This is a genomic window from Roseateles sp. (genome assembly GCF_052436255.1).
GTDB lineage: Bacteria > Pseudomonadota > Gammaproteobacteria > Burkholderiales > Burkholderiaceae_C > Pelomonas.
On the sequence record NZ_JBQVNP010000259.1, the window covers coordinates 1 to 4191 of the forward strand.

Consider the following 4191-nt stretch of genomic DNA (forward strand, 5'->3'; position numbering starts at 1 on the left):
GTGCGGATGCATGGCGATGAGTTCCTCCGGTCGGGAATGGTTCTTGTGCCGGATCAGGCGCATGGGGGCTCCGTCTTCTTCCGCATGTCTCAGCCGCTGCTCAGCGATGAAGAAGGATCCGCGAAGCTGCCGCGCACGCGCCAGCCGTCGGGGGTGAGGGCCAGCACCTTGTCCGACAAGCCGTGCGGGCCGGCTTCGGCCCTGATCTTTCCGGCCGCAGCGCACATCAGCCCGAGGATCTGCCCGGGGTCGATCGTTTCGCCCGAAGCCTCGAAGCCGGCCTTGCTGTCCATGAAGTAGATGACGTTGCGGCTCGGGACCACCGTGAGCAGTTCACCCTGGAAGTCGTTGGTCAACTCCTCCCAAAGGCCCGGCACAAGCAGCAGGCAGGCCTCGAAGTCGCCGCCGGACACCAGGGCCTTGTAGAGCACCAGATCCTGCGTGCCGAGCTGGGGCAGCACTTTCGCGAGCATGTTGTCGACCGCCCGGACATGCAGCTCCTCCGGGGTCAGCCCCAGACTCGCCATGCCTTCGTTCGTCAAGGTGATGAACTGGGTCGGCGTGTCGAACGCATAGGTCACCAGCAGGCCGCTGTCGCCGGCGAAGGGATAGGCCACGGGCGTCTGCGCCTCGCGATCGCCGCCCAATGCCTCGATCTCGTCGAGCCTGGGCTGGACCGACTGGAGGAAACCAGCGGTCCTGATGCGTGGGTAGACGGACGATGGCGAAGGCGGGTTCGACGACATGGCGATGCATTGTCGAAGTGGCCTTCGCGCCGCGATAAGTGCACAAAGTCATGGAGCTGGCGCAGCCCGAGTGCAAGCGGATCGCGCCTTCCTTGTCCCTCGCCTCAGGCTGTCGGCATCTTGTCGAACTTGACCAGCTCCGGATCCAGGAAATCCCACGCATGCCCGCGCACGCCATACGTGACCGCCTGCGGCTTGAACCTGCCCGGGTCGTCGAGGCTCGCCGCATGCACGGTGATGACGTCGGGCATTGCCGCATAGGTCATGTACACGGGCGAGCCGCAGGTGGGGCAGAAGGCGCGGGTCTTGACGTTGCCGCTGTCGCCGACCATGTCCCACAGCGTGGCCTGGCCGGTCTGCTTCGTGCTGCCGCGCTGAAAGCTGAGGTACGAGCCGTGGCCGGTGCCGCTCTTGTGCTGGCAGTCCAGGCACTGGCATTGGTTCTGGAAGATCGGTTCGGCCGGAATTTCGTAGCGGTTGGCGCCGCAGGCGCAGCCGCCGGTGTAAGCGTGGCTCATTTGTCTTGTCCTTTCGAGGTTGCCTGGCCAGCGGGGCTGGCTGGAGGCGACCAATCTATTTGGACAAGGGCAGGGCGGGTGAGTAACAAGTTCGTCGCGAATCGTGGCCCGACATGAGTTTCACGCCGCGGCGAAGCTCGAGCTACCCACCCATGTTTGCTGCCAGCTCCGTATTGAGCGCATATTGCTCGGCAATGCTCACGGCCTTTCGGGCGCTGGTTTGCACGGCTCCTTCCTTGGTCCACAGGAAGGGGTAGAAGTTGAAACACTGGTCTGCCCCGATGCTCTTCATCTCGGCTTCCCAGCCGCTCCAGCGCAGGTCGGCGTAAAAAGCCTGCAGCCGGTCGGTCGATGCCCATTCGATGAAGTCGCTGTAGCCGATCTCGAGCGGTTCCCACGCCAGGCTATCCGGTGCCCAGTAATACATGGCGCCAGCGTCGTCTCCGAGCCCGCCACCGTTGATGGCGAAGAAGCCTCCGACCACGTCGTCCGCAACCAGCAGGAAGCCGGCGGAGCGCTCCTTGTTCCAGTCAACGATGTTGCGAGGCAGCTTCGGGTGCCCCGAGCCCAGCACACGCAGCCAGCCGTGGTCGAGCAGCAGGCCGCCGGTTTCGTATGCAACGGCACCCATGGTCGAGCGCGTCGTGACCTGGAGTGCGAGCAGCACGCGCTCCCTGTCCTGGGAGGGAGGCAGAACCTCGAATGAATGTTTGGTGCCTTGCGCCCATTCCTTGACCAGAGGCAGGGCGGAGTCCTCGGCGTCGATCAGGTCGTCAAGCGTGCGCATGGGAGTTTGGCTCGGAAAATAAGCTGCATGTAACGCGAAAGAATTGTTATTACGACGGCTTCTGCTTTGAAGTTCTTACAACTTCAAGGCTGTTCATGCCGCTTTCAGACGGTAAAGTTCCCGCTTCCGGTTTCGGATTGTCTCCGCACCTTTTCTCCACCGCCTCCCGCTTCCGTCTCGCTTTCCTCCATGTCCAACCTCATCGTGCACGGCGGTACGCCGCTGCGTGGCCGCGTCACTCCCTCCGCCAACAAGAACGCCGTGCTGCCGGTGCTCTGTGCCACCTTGCTCACCTGGGAGCCGCTGCGCCTGCATGGCGTGCCCGACATCACCGACGTGCGCAAGATCCTCGACATCTTCCGCACCCTGGGCAGCGACGTGCAGATGGACCACGAGACGGGCACGCTCGAGCTGCACCACCGCGAGACGGCCTTCGACGCGTCGCGCCACCGGCTGCCCGAGGAGATGCGCTCGTCGATCATGCTGGTGCCGCCGCTGCTGGCGCGCTTCGGCGTGGCGCGGCTGGAGGACAACGTCAAGGGCTGCACGCTGGGCGTGCGCGAGATCGACCCGCACGTGGAGGTGTTCCAGCGCTTCGGCGGCGAGGTGGAGCGCACCGAGGGCTCGCTGCTGCCTCGCAGCAAGCGCAGGCACACGCCCACCGACCCCTGGCTGGACTACTCCTCGCTCACGACCACCGAGAACTTCGTGCTGTGCGCGGCCGCGACGGACGGCACCTCGACGCTGACCAACGCGGCCTCGGAGCCGCACGTGCAGGAGTTCTGCCGCTTCATGACCATGATCGGCGTGCGCATCGAGGGCATGGGCACCTCGCGACTCACGGTGCACGGCGGCGGCACGCTCTAGGGCGGGGAGTTCCGCTTCGACGAGGACTTCCACGAGATCACGACCTTCCTGGCGCTGGGCGCCATCACGGGCGGCGATGTGATCGTGCGCAACAGCGCGCCGGAAAACTTTCCGCTGCTGGACCGCACCTTCGCCAAGTTCGGCGTGCAGATCGTGCACGAGGACGGCTGGTCGCGCGCCATCCGCAGCGGCCCGCTGAAGGTGCAGACGCCTTTCACGAGCAACGTGCTCACCAAGGTGGAGGCGGCGCCGTGGCCTTACTTTCCGGTGGACCTGCTGCCGATCTTCATCGCGCTGGGCGTGCGTGCCCAGGGCAACGCGATGTTCTGGAACAAGGTGTACGACGGGGCGCTGGGCTGGACGGGCGAACTCTCGAAGTTCGGCGCGCACGTGTTCTCTTCCGACCCGCACCGGCTCATCACCTTCGGCGGCAACCCGCTGACGCCCGCAGTGGTCGAGAGCCCGTACATCATCCGCGTGGCGATCGCGCTCTTCATGGTGGCGGCGAGCATCGAAGGCCGCTCCGAGATCCGCAATGCCGCGCCGATCCGCCGCGCGCATCCGCGCTTTGTGGAGAACCTGCGCAGCCTGGGCGTGCGCGTGGAGTGGACCAGCGAGGAGTGACGGACGAGCAGGCTAGGGCGAGGCGCTCTGCCGCCGTCGCCATCGCCCTCGTTGTCAGAACGAAGGCACCGGGTTGCGTCCTTCGGTGACCACGTAGGCATCGTTGCGGTAGGCGTAGACCAGCGTGGTGTCGATGGTGTCCACGCGCCGGGCCTTGGCGCTGGCGGTGCGCGCGCCCTTGAATGCGATGCGCAGTTCGCCGGGGGTGCTGTCTTCCGCACCCGCTGCCACGAAGCGGGGCGTACCGCTGATGTCGTAGCACTCGTGCTGCGGCTGGCTGTCGGGCTTCTGCGACTTCAGTACCTTCCCGCACGCCTCGTCGGCGCCTTCGTTGGTGGCGGACAGCGGAATTGCCGAGGCGAGCGGGCGCACCTTGCCCGTTTCGAGCCCGTACACCGACAACCACCGGCCGCAGTAGCCCTGCCAGCAGCTGCCGTTGGTGATGGTGAGCGCGAAGCGCCGGGGCGTGATGCGTTCGACCTTCGTGTTGCCCATGAAACCCATGAACCCGAGGTAGTCGACTGCATCGCTGCGGCCAGTGAGCTTCCAACCTTCGGCGCCTTGCTCGAAGGAGTAGGCGCCGAGCCATGCGCCGTCCGGGTGGCCGTTCATCGGCTGGCCGCTGTCGTCGACGGGCACGGCCTCGGTG

At 65.6% G+C, this 4191-nt stretch carries 4 protein-coding genes and 1 pseudogene; 1 reads left to right on the forward strand and 4 read right to left on the reverse strand.

Features of this window, described 5'->3' with window-relative positions; all coding sequences use genetic code 11:
• Nucleotides 1-89: 89 nt before the first annotated feature.
• From ACT6S0_RS27070 to ACT6S0_RS27080, 3 genes are all read right to left on the reverse strand, one after another.
• Nucleotides 90-746: a hypothetical protein gene (locus ACT6S0_RS27070; protein WP_444766826.1), complete on the reverse strand. Its 657-nt coding sequence runs from the start codon at nt 744-746 to the stop codon at nt 90-92.
• Nucleotides 747-850: 104 nt separating this feature from the next.
• Complete coding sequence (locus ACT6S0_RS27075; RefSeq protein ID WP_444766827.1) at nt 851-1264, reverse strand: GFA family protein; 414 nt, start codon at nt 1262-1264, stop codon at nt 851-853.
• A gap of 142 nt (nt 1265-1406) precedes the next feature.
• Nucleotides 1407-2051: a DUF2625 domain-containing protein gene (locus tag ACT6S0_RS27080; RefSeq protein WP_444766828.1), complete on the reverse strand. Its 645-nt coding sequence runs from the start codon at nt 2049-2051 to the stop codon at nt 1407-1409.
• Between the two features lie 189 nt (nt 2052-2240).
• Between ACT6S0_RS27080 and ACT6S0_RS27085 the strand changes: the two are divergent.
• Nucleotides 2241-3542: pseudogene (locus ACT6S0_RS27085) on the forward strand (UDP-N-acetylglucosamine 1-carboxyvinyltransferase).
• Nucleotides 3543-3596: 54 nt separating this feature from the next.
• Here the strand turns inward: ACT6S0_RS27085 and ACT6S0_RS27090 are convergent.
• A partial coding sequence (locus tag ACT6S0_RS27090; RefSeq protein WP_444766829.1) for a hypothetical protein occupies nt 3597-4191 on the reverse strand: 595 nt, incomplete at its 5' end.